The organism is Gordonia sp. DT101, from assembly GCF_049844895.1.
Taxonomy (GTDB): Bacteria; Actinomycetota; Actinomycetes; order Mycobacteriales; family Mycobacteriaceae; genus Gordonia.
On sequence record NZ_JBNCLX010000001.1, the window covers coordinates 1,274,014 to 1,290,700 of the forward strand.

The following is a 16,687-nucleotide window of genomic DNA, read 5'->3' on the forward strand; positions in this document are numbered from 1 at the left end:
GGACAGGACCGGGCTGTTAGCTCAACTGCAGTTCTGCGACGAACGGGCCGGTTGGCTGCTGCGAACCGCCGGGCGGCTCGACGCTGAACGCCAATGTGGTGGCGTCGCCGAGGTCCTTCAGTACCGCCGTCGTCGACGGCGCGACGTCCTTGTCGGTCATCGTGCCCGCCGACGACCGGCCGTCGGGGCCGACCAGCCACATCTGATAGACGGTGCCCGGCTGGGGCGGCGGCACGTCGTTCATCACCAGGACCCCGGCGTCCTCGGACGGGGAATACGTGACTGTGGCGCGGCCGGTTGCCACATCACCCGACGAGGTTCGGACGTCCTTCGCGGCGAACACCTGCTCGGCCGTCGGAGGTTGGGCGGGTTCGGTATCCGACGATGCGCCGATGGCCCAGCCGATCGCGCCGACGGCGATCGCCACAATGGCGGCGGCCGCGAGATAGGCGACGCGGCGTCGTCGGTTGGGCAACGGGGTCACCGTCGCTGTCTCTGGGGCCCGGGTGACCGGGGCCGGTCCCGATTGCGACGAGTCGGCCTCGGCCCGGGCGGCGGCCAGGACGCGCTCGCGCAGCGTCTCTGGCGGTGACACCGCGGTCGCGTCGCTCACCCGGGCCATCGCCTCGCGGGTGGCCCGGACCTGCCGGTGGAATTCGTCGCGGACCGCCGGCGATGCGCCGTCGGCTTCGCGGGTCACCTCGTCGAGTTCGGGACCGTGCACGGCATTCAGACCCACCGCGGGTGCGAGGTCGAGGAGTTCGTCGTCAGGCATCGCGATCCCCCAGACACCGGCGGAGCCGTTTCATGCCATCTCGAATCCTCGACTTCACGGTCGGTAGCGCGACGGTGAGGCGCTCGGCGACCTCGCGGTACGACAGACCGTGGTAGTAGGCGAGATCCACCGATTGACGTTGGACGTCGGTCAGGGTCTCCAGACAGCCGACCACCTCGCGCGTGGTCTCCCGGGTGGCCACGGCGTCGACGACCTGATCGAAACTGGACCGGGTGTCCTCGAGGCCGTATGCGACATCGCGTCGGGTGGCTGCGGATTCGGAGCGTACCCGGTCGACGGCCCGGCGATGCGCCAGCGTGATCAACCAGGAAAGGGCCGAACCGGCCTGGGGATCGAACGAACGCGCCGACCGCCACACCTGCAGGAAGACCTCCTGCGTGGTCTCTTCGCTGTAGCCGGGATCGCGCAGCACGCGCAGGACCATGCCGTACACGCGGTCGCAGGTGAGGTCGTAGAACCGGGCGAACGCATCGGCATCCCCCGATCCGATCCTGTCGAGCAGCGCGGGCAGCGCAGCGACATCGGATGCGGAATCTGCAGTCACCGCGAGCGCTCCGTCGTCATCGTCGATCAGCCTATCCGGCCGATGCCGGGTCCTCAACGATTCGAGCGGTGTCATGCCAGGGTCCGCCGGGGTGGTCGCGGCAGGAAGTAGGACGTCCGCTCCTGGTAGGCGGCGTAACCGGGCCGGCGGCTCATCGATTCCTCCAGCAGTCGCGCCCCGGTGGCGTACACGAGGAAATAGGTCATGGCGACGGGCGAGAGCACGGTGAGCACTCCCGGCCACGCACTCGCCGCGACGAGCCACAACCCCCACCACACGCTCGCGTCGCCGAAGTAGTTGGGATGGCGCGTCCACGACCAGAGCCCGCGGTCCATGATCTCGCCCTTGTTGGCCAGGTCGGCCTTGAACCGGCGCAGCTGGGCGTCGCCGACGGTCTCGAAGGCCATGCCGAGCACCCACAACCCGCTTCCGACGACCAGCACGACGATCCAGATCCCCTCGGTGCGTCCGACCACTGCTGACACCTGGATCGGCAAGGACACGAACCACTGGGAGATGCCCTGGGTGGCAAAGATCTTGCGGGCCACGACGCCGAGTCCGTCGCCGCCGGAGCGCGACAGCAACTCGGTGTAGCGCGGATCCTCGCCTTTGCCGGCGGACTTCACGTACATGTGCCAGGTCAGTCGTGAACCCCACACGGTCACCAGCACCGCCAGCAACCACCGGCGACCCAGGTCACCTGGCCCCAGAATCAGCGACAGCACAGCGATCCCGACGAATCCGAGCCCCCACGCGACGTCGACGACGTTGTAGCGACCGATGCGATGACCGATCGCCATCGTCACCCCGTGCAGGACGGCGAGCAGGATCAGGGAGGCGCCGGTGAGCACGCCGAAGGCGGCCCAGCCGTGCAGTCCGGAGATCATCGCGTGTCCCGCTGCTCGCCGTCACGGGCGAACACCAGCTGGTGCACATCCAGGTAGCCGGATCGGAAACCGGCCTCGGAGTAGGCGAGATAGAACTCCCACATCCGCATGAAGGTGCTGTCGAAACCCAGTTCCGCAACGTCGTCGTGACGGCCGACGAACCGTTCGCGCCACAGGCGCAAGGTCTCGGCATAGTGGTCTCCCATGGCCTGCACGTCGACCAGACGAAGGTCGGTGTGCCGCCGCGTCACCGAGTCGAGAGCGCGCAGCGATGGCAGCTGGCCGCCCGGGAAGATGTACTTGTGCACCCAGGTGTAGGTGTTACGGGAGGCCGACATCCGGTCGTGGGGCATGGTGATCGCCTGGATCGCCACCCGGCCGCCGGGAGCCAGGATCCGGTCGATGGTCTGGAAGTACACCGGCCAGTACTTCTCACCGACGGCTTCGATCATCTCCACCGACACGACCGCGTCGAACTCTCCGTCGACCTGCCGGTAGTCGACGAGGTCGACGGTGACGCGGTCGGCGAACCCGGCGTCGGCCACTCGTTGCCGGGCCAACTGTTGTTGTTCCACGGACAGCGTGACCGAACGGACGACGGCGCCGCGAGCCGCGGCCCGCAGGCACAGTTCACCCCAACCCGTCCCGATCTCGAGGACCCGACTACCCGGGCCGACACCGGCGAGGTCGAGCAGCCGGTCGATCTTGCGTCGCTGCCCGTCGGCGAGGTCCGCCCACGGTGGCCGGGTGCCCGGCGTCAGATCGTCGAAGAAGGCGCTCGAGTAGGTCATGGTGTCGTCGAGGAAGGTGGCGAACAGGTCGTTGGAGAGGTCGTAGTGCCGCGCGATGTTGGAGCGCGTGTTGGCGGCCGTGTTCTCTTCGGAACTCGGTTGGCTCGGCAGCACCGCGGCCCGCAGGATCTGTAGCGGCCGGGGGATGAGGCGTGCCATCCGGGCAGCGAACGGGGTGAGGACACCGACGAGATCGTCGGTGGTCCAGTCCCCGGCCATGAAAGCCTCGCCGAATCCGATGAGACCGTCGGCGCCGACGCGACGTGCGAAGGCCTCCGGTCGCCGGATGATCATCCGGGGCTGGATGCCGGAGCTCCGCAGCCCCGACAACTCGCCGTCGGGGTACTCGACCCGGACGTCCACGCGGCGCGAGGCGTGACGGAACAGCCATGCCGCGGCCGAGCTCCGCAGGGCCACGGACAGTCCGTCGGGCACGCGGGCGACATCGGGCCAACGCGCCGCCTCGTCGGGTGGGAAGTCGTTGGGGAAGTTGCGAATCGGGGCGTTCATCGTCGTTCCTTCCGGCCGGAGGCGGTGGAGATGGTGGTGGTATGTGGGTGGTCGGGACGGCGGATCACCGGCAGATGCTTGAGCCACAGCCGGATTCCGTGCCAGCGGATGCGCGCGGCGACGACCAGTGGCGCGAGTGGAGTGCGAAGCTGGGTGGCCAGAATGGCGTCCGTCCGGGCCGGGCGGGCGCGACCCGACAGGGCGGCGACGAACGGATCATGGCCGTCACGTTCCAGGGTCACCGACACCGCGATCCGGCCGTCGGCTGTCGGCGGAGGCATGTGAAGCCGGTACGTACCGCTCACGTCGTTGAACGGCGACACATAGAACTCCTTGTCCACCTGGGCATGTCCGTCGTCGTCGGGGGTGACGACGTAGGTGTGTCGCTCCCCGTAGGTGTTGTGCACCTCGGCGACGACGCACGCCGGGGTCCCGTCGGGGTGGTGGCACCAGAACACGCTCAGCGGGTTGAACACGTAGCCGGCGACCCGCGGTGAGAGCAGCGCGACGACCTGGCCGGCCGGCGGTGTGACACCGGCCGAGATCAGGTGGTCGGTGAGACGATCACGCAGGGTCTGCCCTGCGATGGGTGTCTCCGGGAAGTGGTCGGCGGCGTCGAAACGGGCGAAGGGGCGCAACGGCTTCGCCGGCGACGGCAGGTGATCGATGTCGATCAGCCACGACGCGCTTCGGTAGACGAACGCGTGGCGGATCGGAGTGGTACGGCTGTGTGAGATTCGGGTGGCCACCACCGCAGGCGTCGGACACGAGATGCCGACCCCGCGACCGTGCACAGTTTCGCGTCGATCGGGCGCAGAATCTCGCCGATCGTGCGCAGTTTCGCGTCGACTGTGCGCACGGCGGTCTTCCGTCGCCCGCCCGACGGAAATCTGTGCACGATCGACGAAGATCTGCGCACGGTGGGCGAGATTCTGGGCCCGATCGGCGAAAAACTGCGCCCGGTCGGCGAGGGAGGCGGGGTGGTCGGGCCGGGTGCGCTGAGCGGAGGTGTGCGATGCGTTGGTCATGCCGTCACCTGGGTTGGGGAGGTCTGCCAGGCCACGCCGAGGCGCTCGGCGGCGCGGGCACCGGAGAGTGCGCCGTCTTCGTGGAACCCCCACCCATGATAGGCGCCGGCGAAGCGGATCACCTCCGTCTCGGCGTCGGGGAGCAGCGCCTGGGCGGCAACAGATTCGGTGGTGTAGACGGGGTGCTCGTAGGTCATCTCGGTGATCACCGACGACTCGTCCACGAGGTCGGTTCGACCGAGCGTGACGAGCATCCGGGGCTGCGTCGTCGGGAGGCGCATCAGTCGGGTCATGTCGTAGGTCACCGCGACATCGGAACCGTCGTCACGGATCTGGTAGTTCCACGACGCCCGGGCCGGTCGGGCGCGGGGGAGAAGTGAGGTATCCGTGTGCAGCACAGCTGGTTTCGAGGAGTATCGGATCGCGGAGAGCGCGCGCTCCTGTGCGCGGGTCGGTTCGGTCAGCATGGCCAACGCCTGATGCGGGTGCGTGGCGATCACCACGGAGTCGAACCGTTCGGCGCCGATGGCGTCGGCGGCGATCTCGACGCCGCCGTCGACCGGCGTGACCGAACGGACCGATGAGCCGGTGTGGAGCGTCCCGCCACGGCGGACGACGCCGTCGGCGATCTTCTCGACGTAGCGGGCCGAACCGCCCACCACCGTTCGCCAGGCGGGCGACCCGAACACCGACAGCATGCCGTGATGGTCGAGGAAGGTGAACAGGTAGCGGGCCGGGTACTCGGCGGCGACCTCGTCGTCGCACGACCAGACCGCGGCGACCAACGGCAACAGGAAGTTCTCCAGGAAATAGTCCGAGAAGCCCTCACGGACGACGAACTCACGCAGCGGTTCGTCCGAGTCGGGGACGTCGAGGAGCCGGCGCGCCGCGCGGTGGAAGCGCATCACCTCGCCCAGCATCATCAGATAGCGCCCGCGGGTCAGTGTGCGCGCGGTGGGGAAGATGCCCCGCACTCCGAGCGCGCCGGCGTACTCGAGTCCGGTGATCTCCGACCGGACCGACATCGACATGTCGGTCTCCTGGGTGGCCACCCCCAGCTCGTCGAACATCCGCAGGAGGGTCGGATAGGTGCGGTCGTTGTGCACGATGAAGCCCGTGTCTACCGAGAGCACCTCGCCGTCGGGCATGGTGACGTCGTGGGTGTGGGCGTGCCCGCCGAGCCGGGAGTCCGACTCGAACATCGTGACCCGACTCTGCCCGGACAGCAGGTGGGCGGCGGTCAGTCCGGACACGCCGCCACCGATGACCGCGATGGACCGGGACGGTGAAAGGCTCATGTCCGGTGTTCGGAACTACCAGCAGTTCGGATGGGTCGGACAGGGCCGCCGAACGGCCCGGGAGGTGTGAGAGACGTCTCGTCAGTAGGCGGGGCGTTGTGCCGGTGGCGGGCCGGCGGGCAGGTACTCGTCCTTGGAGACGATCTTGGCGCCCAGCGGCAGCAGCGAGACCGGCACCATCTTGAAGCTCGCGATACCCAACGGGATGCCGATGATGGTCAGACACATGGCGATTCCGGTGGCGATATGGCCGATCGCCAGCCAGATCCCCGCGACGATGAGCCAGATGATGTTCCCGATCAGCGACATCGCCCCGGCGGTCGGTTTGCGTACGACCGTCCGGCCGAACGGCCACAGCGCGTAATTCGCCATGCGGAACGAGGCGATTCCGAACGGGATGGTGATGATCAGGATGCAGCAGATGATCCCCGCCACCACGTAGCCGATGGCCATCCACACGCCACACAGCAGCAGCCAGATCACGTTGAGAACGGTCTTCATGCCATCATTCTCCGCTACCGCGGGGCCGCAAGTCGAGAAACCGATCGTGCCCGTTCGTCGTCGACGGGTGCCGGGCCGTTCACGCGGTTACCCTGACGCCATGGGCGATCGGGGACGCGAAGCCGTGTGGGCGGTGATCACCACGCTCGTGCTGGTGGTCCGCATACTCGCGACGATCGCCCTGGTGCTGTTGGCCATCGGATGGGTGGTGGTGGCCGTGCGGGGTTCGTTGCTCAATGCCTACCTGTGGCCGACGGTCATCACCGCGGGCGTCCTGCTGGTGAGCACCTACCTCTACAGCTTTCTGCGCGCCCGCTACCCCCGGCGCAACGGATGGATTCCGTGAGGGCGTCCGGGGGCCATCGGGCGCGTCGTCAGGCGGACCGACCGAGGATGGCGAGTACGCGCGCCTGGCGATCGGCGCCCGCGGGTGCCTCGACACCGGATCTGCACACTCCGTCGCCGTAGAGCGCGGGGCCGAAGCCTGCGGCCGCGGTCTCCATCATCTCGAGTTCGGCATCGGTGAAGCGCAGTTCGCGGCCGGTGGCCGAGGCCACATCCCACCGGTGGGCCACCATGTCGAAGCCGTAGAAGCGCAACAGGGTCTCGCCGACCGTCGTCGGGCCGAAATGGCCGTCGAAGGGCATGGCGCCGACGGCCGGATCGGCCAGTCGGTCGGCGACGGCGGTGCGGTGCGCCCGCCACGCGGCGGCCGGGTCGTCGAGGTCAGGGGCCTCGCCCAGGTCGATCTCGTGTCGGGCGATGAAGTCGCGCTGGGTCTCGATGACGTGGCCGACGACGTCACGCGCAGTCCAACCCTCGCAGGGGGACGGTGCCGCCCACAGGTCGGACGGAATCTCGTCGAGGACGTCGCCGAAGCCGGTCGCCAGCCGTGCACATTCGGTTGTGAGGGTCTGGGTGATGTCGGATGAAGTGGTCATGATGGAAAGGTACGGAGAACGACCGGAGTGGGGCTTGATGAAATCCGACAGATCAGGTGAGTCCGCGACACGCATCGACGACGTGGAGCGTGCACACCTCGTCGACCCCGACGACACGTCGTTCGCGATCGGGCGCTGGGCTCCATCGCCGGATCTCACGGACCTCATCAGACGATTCTGGGTGCCGACCTGGTCGGTACCTGCAGGCCGATCGGCACCTCAGCGGGTCCTGCAATATCCGGTGTGTCTGATGGTGGTCACCGACGACTACGCACGCTTCTACGGGGTCAACACCGGGTTGTCGGAGACGGTGCTGACCGGTCGGGGATGGGCGATCGGGACGATGTTCGCCCCGGCGGCCGGTGCGCTGATCACGGGCGGCCCGGTCGCCGACTGGACCGACCGGTTCGCCGACCTCACCGAGGTGGCCGGCGCCGACGGGTCAACACTCACCGCGAACATCCGTTCGGTGATGGCCGCCGATCCGAACGATTCCGCGCGTCAGCACGAGGCCACCGACCTCGTCGAGGCGTGGATCCGTCCCCGCCTACCTGCCGACGACGACGGTCTGCTCATCAACGCCGTCGTCGAGTTCGTCGAGAACGATTCGACGGTGACGTCGGTGACCCAGATCTGCGACCGATTCCACCTCACCGAACGCAGTCTGCAACGACTCACCCAGCGTCGACTGGGGCTTACGCCGAAATGGTTGATCCAGCGGCGCCGGCTGCAGGAGGCGGCCGAACGGCTCCGCGGATCGGGGACCACCCTGGCGATGATCGCGGCCGAACTCGGTTACGCCGACGAGGCACATCTGGTGCGCGATTTCCGCACGGTGACGGGCATGACGCCTGGACGGTTCGGATCGCGGTTCGACTGACGTTCCCGCAGGTGGCGGCACCCCTGCACACGTGCGCCGGCCTCGACGATCTCGGCGGCGCGCTACTCTGAGCGCAGAGAGGTCCTGTTGTCGCAGTCACAGACGGAGCGACACGATGGGACCGGGTGAGGCGATTGACGGAGGACGTATGAGCGATTCTGCCTCGGCGTCCTCGCGCGTGCGCCGAGCGTATGAGGACTTCCTGACGGGGATCACGCCACCGGCGGACTCCGTCCGGTCACTGGTGCGCGATTCATGGGTCCGCTCGGTCACGAGGGGCGTCAATCCCACGGTGTCGGCGCCGGAGACAGATACCGCGTCGATGACGGCGGCGGAGTTCGTCGAGTACCGCGACGCCCATCCGATCACCGCCGTCCGACCGCTCGTACAGTCCCTCATGCTCGACGACATCGCCGATTCGGGCGTCGTTGTCGCGCTGACCGATCAGTCGGGCCGGCTGCTGTGGGTCGAGGGAGCGACGGATGCGCGGGACAAGGCCGCGAACATCAACTTCATCGAGGGCTCGTTGTGGAGCGAGGAGGTCGCCGGCACCAACGCACCCGGACTCGCCCTGGCGGTGGACCGCGGTGTGCAGGTTGTGGGTCCGGAGCACTTCGCCGGGCCGGTCCAGGAGTGGAGTTGCGCGGCCGCGCCGGTGCACGACCCGATCACCGGTCATGTCATCGGTGTCATCGACGTGACGGGCGGCCGCGAGGTCGCAGCGCCCTTCGCGCTGGCCGCCGTGCGGTCGGTGGTGGCCGCTGTGGAACGCGAAATGCAGTCGCGAGCAGTCGATCTCGCTGATCCGGCCACGTTCGTGGCGCCTGGTGGTGCCCGTCTGACCGTGCTGGCAGGCAACACCCTTCGATGGCGTCGCGAGGGCGATGCGACCGGTGAACGGACATTGTCCCGACGGCACGCGGAGATCCTGTTGCTGCTCCAGGCATACCGCGAAGGTCTCAGTACCGAGCAGCTCGCGACGCTGCTTGCGGAGGATCCCCTCGATCCTGTGACGGTGCGCGCCGAGATCTCCAGACTGCGTAGGGATCTGGGCAATGATGTGGTCGAGTCCCGGCCATACCGGCTGACCGTCGACCTGATCTCGGACGTCTCCGAGATCCGGGATCGTGTCGCCGGTGGCGACCAACTCGGCTCGGTGATAGACGAACTCGGCCGTGGCGGTCTGCTCGCCGAATCGTCGGCGCCCGGGATCACGGAACTGTTCGAGGAGATCAGGGAGGACGTTCGGTCCCGGGTCATCGCCGAAGGTGATGTGGGTGTCCTCCGCACGTGGACGTCGTCGGCGCACGGTCGCGACGACTTGGCCGCATGGCGGCGTCTCGAGCACCGCCTGGCGCCCGGACACCCAGACCGCGCTCTCGTCGGAGGCCGGATCCGCTTGCTGGACAGGCGCTACGGCGTCTGATCCGGTTGCGGCTGCGGGGTCCGATCAGGACTTGCGGCGGGCGTGCAGCACGACGTCGTGGGTGTGTGCGCCACCGCCCGCTGCGACCCCGCGTTCCCTGGTCTCTTCGGTGACGGTGGTCCAGCCGTCGCCGAGCAGCGCCGCGATGTCGCCGGGCTGGAAGTAGTCGTCCGGGTTGCGCCCGTGTGCGCGAATGCCTTCTGCCTCATGGGACACCACCAGGAGATGGCCGCCCGGACCGACGGCGTCGAGGATCTTCCCCATCGTGCGGTCGTCGGAACGTGCGATCGGGAAGTACTGAAGTGAGACCAGCCCGAACTCGACGCCGGGGATCTCGTCCTCGGTGAGGTCGGCCTGCAGCCAGGTGATCGACTCGCGGGCATCGGTCTCGCGGGCGCGGTCGATGGCGACCTGCGAGATGTCGACGGCGGTCACCTGCCAGTCCCGGTCGGCGAGCCATCGGGCATCGGCGCCTTCCCCGGACCCCACGTCGAGGGCCGTGCCCGGCGTGACGTCGGAGACCTCGGCGATGAGGGCGGGATTGACGTCGGCGGTCCAGAGCCGATCCGCACTGCGGTAACGCTCATCCCATTCGGCTGCGCCGTCAAAATCCGACCCGCTCGCTGCGCTCCCGGCGTCGTCAAAATCCGACCCGCTCGCTGCGCTCCCGGCGTCGTCAAAATCTGACCCGCTCGCTGTCTCACTCATGACCCGACCGTACCTGTCGGACCCGCATGCGAACGTATGTTCTATGCGCATCGAGCGGAAGGAGCGTCCGGAAGCGACGATTCTGCATGCTGACCTGGACTCCTTCTACGCCTCGGTCGAACAGCGCGACGATCCTGAACTCCGCGGCCTGCCGGTGATCGTCGGCGGCGGGGTCGTTCTCGCCGCAAGCTACGAGGCGAAGGCGTGTGGGGTCCGGACACCGATGCCCGGACGGGAGGCCCGGGCCCTGTGCCCACGTGCAGTGGTGGTCCGTCCCCGTTTCGACGCGTACATGGAGGCGAGCCGCGCCGTCTTCGAGATCTTCCACGACACCACCCCCATCGTCGAGGGGATCTCGGTCGACGAGGCCTTCCTCGATGTCGGCGGACTCCGCCGCGTGAGCGGGACACCGGCCGAGATCGGGCAAAGGTTGCGGGCGCGAGTGGCGACCGAGGTCGGCCTGCCGATCACCGTCGGGATCGCGCGGACGAAATTCCTCTCGAAGGTCGCCAGCGCGGTGGGCAAGCCCGACGGGTTGCTCGAGGTGGCTCCGGGCACCGAGCTCGCATTTCTGCATCCACTCCCGGCGCGGCGCCTATGGGGCGTCGGCGCGGTCACCGAGGCGAAACTCGCCGACGCCGGGATCACCTCGGTCGGCGACCTCGCCGCGTTCGGGGAGCACGGACTCTGCGGACTGCTGGGGGCCGGCACCGGGCGTCACCTGTACGCGTTGTCGATGGCGCGGGACCCGCGGCGAGTCGAGACGGGGCGTCGCCGGCGATCGATCGGATCGCAGCGTGCACTCGGGCGCAGACCGAAGACCGAAGCCGACCTCGAGGCGACCCTTGTCGCGATAGTCGAGCGCCTTGGAAAACGTCTTCGAGGTGCCGAACGTGTCTGCCGCACAGTCGTTCTGCGACTCAGGTTCGACGATTTCGCGCGTGCCACCCGATCGCGCTCCTTCCTCGAGTCGACGGACCGGACGGACATTGTCATGGCGGTCGCCCGCGGGTTGCTGGCCGATGCGATGCCGTTGATCCGGGAGCGCGGCTGCACGCTCATCGGGCTGTCGCTGACCAACCTCGACGACCACGACAGTGTGCAGCTCGCATTGCCCTTCGATTCCGACCGTGGTGTCGAACTCGACATCGCGATGGACCTCCTGCGTAACCGGTTCGGGCGCGACGCGGTGACCCGGGCGGTCCTCGTGGGTCGCCACCACGGGGACGACGCCCCGATGCTGCCGGACTGACCCGCCGATCGAGCGCGCAACCCGCCGATCGAGCGCAACCCGCCGATCGAGCGCCGCAACCCGCCGATCGAGCTTGTCGAGATCACGAGCGGGGTCTCGATGCGCCACTCACTCCGTTCGCGGCTTACTCGACCGGCAGAGGGTTCGCGGCTTACTCGACCGGCAGAGGGTTGGGGGACGTGCGCAAAATGCGCAAAAGACGACTTATGAGCGCAAGCGTGACTGTGACGTGGGTTACCCGAAGACTGCTCCTGTAACGGCCGGCATGACAGTTCGGCGACCCGGCGGCCGTTCCCCACACGCAGAAAGAGCATGACAAATGTTGGTAGCACTCGGCCTCGCAATGGTGGCCACCTTCATGTTCCTGATCATCACCAAGCGCGCGACCCCGGTGGTCGCGCTGATCCTGGTGCCGGTGGCGTTCGGTCTGTTTGCCGGGGCCGGCCTCGACATCAGCGACATGATCACCGACGGCATCAAGGAACTCGCCCCGACGGCGGCGATGCTGTTCTTCGCAATCATCTTCTTCGGCATCATGATCGACGTCGGACTCTTCGATCCGGTGGTCCGCCTGGTGGTTCGGATGGTCCGCAACGACCCCGCGCGACTGGTCGTCGGCACGGCGGTGCTGGCGATGGTGGTCTCCCTCGACGGGGACGGGTCGACGACCTTCATCATCACCACCGCCGCCCTGCTCCCCCTGTATCTGAAGTTGGGCGTGAGTCCGGTGGTCCTGACCGTGGCCGCGGGCCTGGCCAACGGGACGATGAACATCCTTCCGTGGGGTGGTCCGACGGCCCGCTCGGCGAGCGCGCTGAAGATCGACACGAACGCGGTGTTCCTCCCGATGGTCCCCGCATTGATCGCCGGTCTCGTGGTGGTGCTGCTGTTCTCGTACCACCTCGGCGTCCTGGAGCGGCGCCGTATCGGGCAGATCGAGATCAGGGATTCGATTCTGATGCCGCGCGAGGAGGTCCTGGTGGCCGCCGGTGGCGGCGCAGGCACCGACGTCCCGCCGACCTCCCGTCGACGCCACGCGAGCGTACCGGCAACGGGTTCTGCCGCAACCGGTTCTGCGGGTTCGGGTGACGGCACGTCGAAGGACGACGAGCCGGACGATGAATCGAACTTCACCGGCGTTCTCGATCCGAATCGTAAGACCCTGCGCCCCAAGCTGTTCTGGGTCAACGCCGGCCTGACCGTCGTCCTGCTGGCGGTGCTTGGTCTCGACATCGTGGCCATTCCCGTGCTGTTCATGATCGCCACCGGTATCGCGCTCGCCGTCAACTTCCCGCACGTGAAGGATCAGCAGGAGGCGATCACCCGGCACTCGTCGAGCATCGTGTCGGTGGTGGCGATGGTGCTCGCGGCCGCGGTGCTGACCGGTGTGTTCAGCGGTACCGGCATGGTCGATGCGATCGCCCACTGGCTGGCCTCCGGAATCCCGGACTGGATGGGTCCCCACATGGCGGTCGTCATCGGCGTCCTTTCCATCCCGCTGACCTTCTTGATGAGCAATGACGCCTTTTATTACGGGGTGCTGCCGGTGATGTCGGAGACCGCGACCCGCTACGGCATCGACCCTTCGGAGATGGCCCGGGCGTCGATCACCGGTCAGCCGTTCCACATGCAGAGCCCGCTGGTCCCGGCGATCCTGCTGCTCGTCGCACTGGCCGGGGTGAGCTTGGCCGATCATCACAAGAAGGTGCTGTGGCGAGCGGCCGCGGTGTCGATCGTGATGCTCGTCGTCGGGTGCCTGGTCGGCGCGATTCCGTTCTGACCTGATCCGGCATACCGACGCCTAGGCTGACCGCATGCGATTGCGAACGCAGGTTCTCCTCCTGCAACTCGCCGTCATCGCGATCAGCCTGAGCGTCGGTTTCGGGCTGGTGATCTCCGGATCGGATGATCGCGTACGGGAGGAATACGCGCAACGCGCCCTCGCGATCGCACAATCGGTCGCCGCCGACTCCGACGTCCAGAGTCAGGTCGCGAGCCATCGAGGTGCTGCCGTCGACCATCGCGAACTCGTATCCGGGCCGCTGCAGGCCGAAGCGATCGCCGTGCAACAGCGGACGGGTGCACTGTTCGTGGTGATCGGCAACGACAGCGGGGTCCGGCTCGCACATCCGGAACCCGACGAGATCGGCAGGCAGGTCTCCACCGACCCGTCGAACGCGTTGGCGGGCAACGAGGAGGTGAGCACCGACCGTGGCACTCTCGGAGAGTCCGTCCGCGCGAAGGTGCCGGTCTACGACGACGGGCGGGTCGTCGGCTTCGTCAGTGTCGGGGTGTCGACGGCACGGCTGGCCGGCGAGACCCGCCGCGACACCGTGGCCACCGTCCTCATCGCCTTGGTCGCGCTCGCCGTCGGTGCGGTCGGTTCTGCCCTGTTGGCCCGACGATGGCGCCGACTGACGCTCGGACTCGAACCCGACGAGCTCACCGAACTCGTCCGGCAACAAGGCGCGGTCCTGCACTCGATGGCCGACGGAGTCCTCGCCGTCGACAGCAAGGGGATCGTCCGGGTCCTCAACGACACGGCCCGGCGACTGCTCGACCTCACCGATCCGGTCGGCCGGAACGTCGACGAGCTCGGGCTCTCGCCGCGCGTCCGCAGTGTGCTCGATCAACCGATCGCCGAGCCCATCGCCGCCACCGTCGGAGATCGGGTGGTGCTCGTCAGTTCGCACACCGTGGAGGCCGACGGACGTGACCTCGGCATGGTGATGTCGGTGATCGACCGGACCGACGTGGAGCGACTCACCCGAGAGGTGGACTCGATCCGGGCGATGAGTACCGCCTTGCGCGCGCATCGCCACGAGACCGCAAACCGGATGCACGTGCTTGCAGGGTTGTTGCGCCACGACCACACGGCCGAGGCGATCGCCTACCTCGACGAACTGAGCGGCGCCGGTCCGCGGAGTTCTCGGCTCGAGGACTCGACAACATCGGCGAACCGCATCTGCAGGCGTTTCTCGACGCGAAGGCGGCCCACGCCCGGGAGCGCGGGGTCACCTTGCGGCTCGGTGAACAGACCTGGGTGCAGGGCGCTCTGCGGGATCCGGTGGTGGTGACGACGGTGCTGGGCAACCTGGTGGACAACGCGATCGACGCGAGCGCGCCGGGTTCGGCGAGTGCCGGTCGAGATGAGCGGCAGGCCGTCGTCGAGGTGGAGGTGCTGACCGACGGCGACGACATGTTCATCACGGTCAGCGATTCCGGCCCCGGACTCGGCGTCGACGATCCGGACGTGATCTTCGACGAGGGCGTGACCACCAAGGTCGACCCGGGTGTGCCCGGCGGCCGGGGGATGGGGTTGGCGCTATCTCGGCAGGTCGCGAGGCGCATCGGAGGAGACATCTGGGTGGCGGACCCGGGCGGCCGTGCGGGTGCTCTCGGCGACGACGGGGTCGCTGTCGGCCGGGTGGAGAATGAGCTCGCGGGTGCGGTCCTGGTCGCTCGCCTGCCGGCCGTGATCAACACCGGTTCCGCGACGACCGACGACGAGACGAGCGGAGGTGGCGCAGATGGGTGACGACCTCGGTGTCCTCATCGTCGACGACGATTTCCGGGTCGCCGCGTTGCACGCCACCATCGTCGACGCCGTGCGCGGGTTCCGTGTCGTCGCGCGGGCGGGCAACATCGCCGCGGCCCGCGCCGCCGTCGCCGATCATCCCGACGTCGACCTGGCGTTGCTCGATGTGTATCTGCCCGACGGCTCGGGTATCGACCTCGTCGCCGAATTGCCGTGCGACGCGTTCATCGTCGGTGCGGAGACGGATGCGGCCGCGGTGCGCCGGGCGATGCGTGCCGGAGCGCTGGCCTACCTGATCAAGCCCTTCGACGACACCGAACTCGCCAGGCGGTTGGCCGGCTACGCCCAGTACCGGCGCGTCCTCGCCGCCGACAACGTCGATCAGCACGCCGTGGATTCGGCGCTCTCGGCATTGCGATTCGGCACCCGAGGATCCGATCGACCGGACGCGGGCTCACATACCGAACAGCGCATCCTCGAACTGTTCGCAACCGCCGGCGGGCCGCTGTTCGCCGACCAGGTGTCGGAGGCGGTCGGTGTCTCGGCGGCCACCGCGCGTCGTCATCTCGCACATCTGGTGTCCGCGGGGCGGCTCCGGATGTCGCTGCAATACGGGAGTACGGGGCGGCCACGACAGGAGTACCGGCTGCCGGGCTGACCTGGGGACTTCCGTCGACCGCGATGAATTCGACGGGCCGGGCCGGTCTGCACCCTCAACGACGTTTCCGAGACGAGTGGAAGGGCGCCGCAATGGGATTGCTCGAAGGCAAGGTCGCGATGATCACCGGCGGTGCCCGCGGACAGGGTCGCGCGCATGCGCTGACCCTGGCACGCGAAGGCGCCGACATCGTGTTCTGCGACATCGCTGCACCGGTGTCGGAGGTGGAGTACGAGACGGCCACCCCCGACGACGTCGAGCGCACGACGCGTGACGTCGAATAGCTCGGTCGACGCTGTCTCGGCATCACAGCCGACGTGCGCGATCTGTCGGCGGTCGAGGGAGTCGTGGGCAGGGTGCTCGCCGCCCATGGCCGGATCGACGTCCTGATCGCCAACGCCGGCATAGCGAGCAGCGGCCCGATCGCGACCATGTCGGCGCGGCGCTGGCAGACGATGATCGACGTCAACCTCACCGGGGTCTTCAACTCTTTCCGGGCCGTCCTGCCGCACATGATCGAGCGCCGGGCCGGGCGCATCGTCGCGACGTCGTCGAGTGTCGCGAAGACCGGCGCGACCAACTCGGGCCACTACGCGGCAGCCAAGGCCGGGGTCGTCGCGCTGGTGCAGTCGGTGGCCTACGAGGTGGCCGAATACGGGATCACGGTCAACGCCGTGCTGCCGTCCGGAGTGAACACGATGATGATCCACAACCCGGCGACCTACCGGCTCATCCGGCCCGATGTCGAGAACCCCGGCCGCGACGATGTCGAGGAGATGTTCGCGCAGGGGCGTCCGCGGCCGGGCTTGCTGGAACCCGACGATGTCGCGAATGCGGTGCTGTACCTCGTCTCCGAGCAGGGACGTTGCCGATCGGGCGATTCGATCTCGTTGTCCAACGGGATGGACTGAGAGCGGCGCCGAGCTCGC

Annotated in this window: 16 protein-coding genes and 2 pseudogenes; 9 read left to right on the plus strand and 9 right to left on the minus strand. The window is 68.0% G+C overall.

Features of this window, described 5'->3' with window-relative positions; all coding sequences use genetic code 11:
- Positions 1-16: 16 nt before the first annotated feature.
- The 7 genes from ACLQ3I_RS06060 to ACLQ3I_RS06090 form a co-directional block, all read right to left on the minus strand.
- A complete protein-coding gene (locus ACLQ3I_RS06060; protein WP_425800583.1) occupies positions 17-775 on the minus strand; it encodes an anti-sigma factor in 759 nt (252 codons plus the stop codon).
- Positions 768-1,340 carry an ECF RNA polymerase sigma factor SigK gene (sigK, locus tag ACLQ3I_RS06065; RefSeq protein WP_425794762.1) on the minus strand — a complete coding sequence of 191 codons (573 nt, stop codon included), beginning with the start codon at positions 1,338-1,340 and terminating at the stop codon, positions 768-770. Before sigK ends, ACLQ3I_RS06060 begins: the two co-directional genes overlap by 8 nt.
- 71 nt (positions 1,341-1,411) lie before the next feature.
- Entirely contained in the window at positions 1,412-2,227 is an 816-nt protein-coding gene (locus ACLQ3I_RS06070) for a DUF1295 domain-containing protein (protein WP_425800585.1), read from the minus strand.
- A complete protein-coding gene (locus ACLQ3I_RS06075) occupies positions 2,224-3,528 on the minus strand; it encodes a class I SAM-dependent methyltransferase (RefSeq protein ID WP_425800587.1) in 1,305 nt (434 codons plus the stop codon). The genes ACLQ3I_RS06070 and ACLQ3I_RS06075 overlap by 4 nt, the downstream gene beginning before the upstream one ends.
- On the minus strand, positions 3,525-4,301 hold the full coding sequence (locus ACLQ3I_RS06080) for a DUF1365 domain-containing protein (RefSeq protein ID WP_425794776.1): 777 nt from the start codon (positions 4,299-4,301) through the stop codon (positions 3,525-3,527). Before ACLQ3I_RS06080 ends, ACLQ3I_RS06075 begins: the two co-directional genes overlap by 4 nt.
- Positions 4,302-4,552: 251 nt before the next feature.
- Positions 4,553-5,854 carry an NAD(P)/FAD-dependent oxidoreductase gene (locus ACLQ3I_RS06085; RefSeq protein ID WP_425800589.1) on the minus strand — a complete coding sequence of 434 codons (1,302 nt, stop codon included), beginning with the start codon at positions 5,852-5,854 and terminating at the stop codon, positions 4,553-4,555.
- Between the two features lie 81 nt (positions 5,855-5,935).
- Positions 5,936-6,355, minus strand: coding sequence for a YccF domain-containing protein (locus ACLQ3I_RS06090; protein WP_267630845.1), 420 nt, complete (start codon positions 6,353-6,355; stop codon positions 5,936-5,938).
- A gap of 100 nt (positions 6,356-6,455) precedes the next feature.
- Between ACLQ3I_RS06090 and ACLQ3I_RS06095 the strand changes: the two genes are divergently transcribed.
- Complete coding sequence (locus ACLQ3I_RS06095; RefSeq protein WP_164310322.1) at positions 6,456-6,701, plus strand: hypothetical protein; 246 nt, start codon at positions 6,456-6,458, stop codon at positions 6,699-6,701.
- 28 nt (positions 6,702-6,729) lie between these two features.
- Here ACLQ3I_RS06095 and ACLQ3I_RS06100 read toward each other — a convergent pair whose 3' ends face one another.
- Positions 6,730-7,296 (minus strand): TIGR03086 family metal-binding protein, encoded by a 567-nt coding sequence (locus tag ACLQ3I_RS06100; protein WP_425800591.1) that lies wholly within the window; start codon positions 7,294-7,296, stop codon positions 6,730-6,732.
- Positions 7,297-7,333: 37 nt separating this feature from the next.
- Between ACLQ3I_RS06100 and ACLQ3I_RS06105 the strand changes: the two genes are divergently transcribed.
- Positions 7,334-8,176, plus strand: coding sequence for a helix-turn-helix domain-containing protein (locus tag ACLQ3I_RS06105; RefSeq protein WP_425794754.1), 843 nt, complete (start codon positions 7,334-7,336; stop codon positions 8,174-8,176).
- 148 nt (positions 8,177-8,324) lie between these two features.
- Positions 8,325-9,602 (plus strand): GAF domain-containing protein, encoded by a 1,278-nt coding sequence (locus ACLQ3I_RS06110; protein ID WP_425794753.1) that lies wholly within the window; start codon positions 8,325-8,327, stop codon positions 9,600-9,602.
- Between the two features lie 24 nt (positions 9,603-9,626).
- On the opposite strand, the gene ACLQ3I_RS06115 is transcribed toward ACLQ3I_RS06110, so the two are convergent.
- The gene (locus tag ACLQ3I_RS06115) at positions 9,627-10,310 is read right to left on the minus strand and encodes a class I SAM-dependent methyltransferase (RefSeq protein WP_425794751.1); all 684 of its coding nucleotides are present in this window, start codon (positions 10,308-10,310) and stop codon (positions 9,627-9,629) included.
- 43 nt (positions 10,311-10,353) lie between these two features.
- On the opposite strand from ACLQ3I_RS06115, the gene dinB reads away from it, so the two are divergent.
- The 6 genes and pseudogenes from dinB to ACLQ3I_RS06145 form a co-directional block, all read left to right on the plus strand.
- Positions 10,354-11,562 carry a DNA polymerase IV gene (gene dinB, locus ACLQ3I_RS06120; protein WP_425800593.1) on the plus strand — a complete coding sequence of 403 codons (1,209 nt, stop codon included), beginning with the start codon at positions 10,354-10,356 and terminating at the stop codon, positions 11,560-11,562.
- Positions 11,563-11,881: 319 nt separating this feature from the next.
- Positions 11,882-13,342, plus strand: a complete 1,461-nt coding sequence (locus ACLQ3I_RS06125) for a CitMHS family transporter (RefSeq protein ID WP_425800595.1) — start codon at positions 11,882-11,884, stop codon at positions 13,340-13,342.
- 34 nt (positions 13,343-13,376) lie between these two features.
- Positions 13,377-15,100 (plus strand): annotated as a pseudogene (locus ACLQ3I_RS06130) (ATP-binding protein).
- Positions 15,093-15,758 (plus strand): response regulator, encoded by a 666-nt coding sequence (locus tag ACLQ3I_RS06135; RefSeq protein WP_425800597.1) that lies wholly within the window; start codon positions 15,093-15,095, stop codon positions 15,756-15,758. Before ACLQ3I_RS06130 ends, ACLQ3I_RS06135 begins: the two are co-directional and overlap by 8 nt.
- Before the next feature lie 92 nt (positions 15,759-15,850).
- Entirely contained in the window at positions 15,851-16,042 is a 192-nt protein-coding gene (locus ACLQ3I_RS06140) for an SDR family NAD(P)-dependent oxidoreductase (protein ID WP_425800599.1), read from the plus strand.
- Positions 16,043-16,060: 18 nt separating this feature from the next.
- A pseudogene (locus ACLQ3I_RS06145) lies at positions 16,061-16,669 on the plus strand (SDR family oxidoreductase); the annotation flags it as partial.
- Between the last annotated feature and the right edge of the window lie 18 nt (positions 16,670-16,687).